Origin of the sequence: Saccharomonospora iraqiensis subsp. paurometabolica YIM 90007 (genome assembly GCF_000231035.2) — a bacterium.
Classification (GTDB): Bacteria; Actinomycetota; Actinomycetes; order Mycobacteriales; family Pseudonocardiaceae; genus Saccharomonospora; species Saccharomonospora paurometabolica.
The window spans coordinates 6,807-7,618 of the sequence record NZ_KI912236.1 but is presented as its reverse complement, the minus strand read 5'-3'; the positions used below and the strand labels follow the sequence as shown (position 1 = coordinate 7,618).

Genomic DNA, 812 nt, shown 5'->3' with positions numbered 1-812 from the left:
CGCGCGGGCGGCGATGCGCGACGACGTCGAGGCCCAGGCCGCCGCCGCGGTGCGGATGGGTGCGGCGACCGCGACGCGCATCCTCGTCGTGTCGGTGGGGGCGTTCGTGCCGCTGCTGCTGGTGCTGTTCCTCGCGCCGGGGATGGTCGCCGCGGGCACGCTCACCCAGGGGGCCGTGCTGGCCACGGTCGTGTATCTGTCGACCACGCTGCAACCGGCGTTGCAGGGGCTCGCCGCCACCACCAGCACCGTCGTGCTGCGGCTGCTGGTCGCGCTGCGCAGACTGGCCGAGTGCGGCCCCGCCGCCCCGGACACCGCCGCACCGGACGCGGTGGCACCGGATGCGGCGACACCGGACACCGCCGCACCGGACGGCACGCGGGAACCGCACGGGGAAGCCGCGCCGGACCAGGGAGCCGTGTCCGACGGGGAAGCCGTGCGTCTGCGCGGGGTGACCTTCGAGTGGGGTGCGGGTGCCCGTCCGGTGGTGGAGGACTTCGACCTCGATCTCGTCCCCGGTGACCACCTGGCCGTCGTCGGGCCGAGCGGGATCGGGAAGTCGACGCTGGCCGGGCTGATCACCGGGACGGTGCGGCCACGGCGCGGGCGGGTGCTGCTCGGCGGGGTGGACGTGGCCGGGCTGCGGCCGCGGTGTCGCCGGGAGCGGATCGCCTTCAGCCCGCAGGAGGCCTACCTGTTCGCGGGGACCGTGCGGCAGAACCTGGCGCTGCTGGCACCGGGCGTCGACGACGCCGCGCTGTACGCCGCCGCGGACGCCGTCGGTGCGGGCCCGCTGCTCGCGCGGTTGGGCG

Annotated in this window: 1 protein-coding gene; it reads left to right on the top strand. The window is 76.6% G+C overall.

Features of this window, described 5'->3' with window-relative positions:
* A partial coding sequence (locus SACPADRAFT_RS27215; protein ID WP_157577153.1) for an ATP-binding cassette domain-containing protein occupies positions 1 to 812 on the top strand: 812 nt, incomplete at both ends.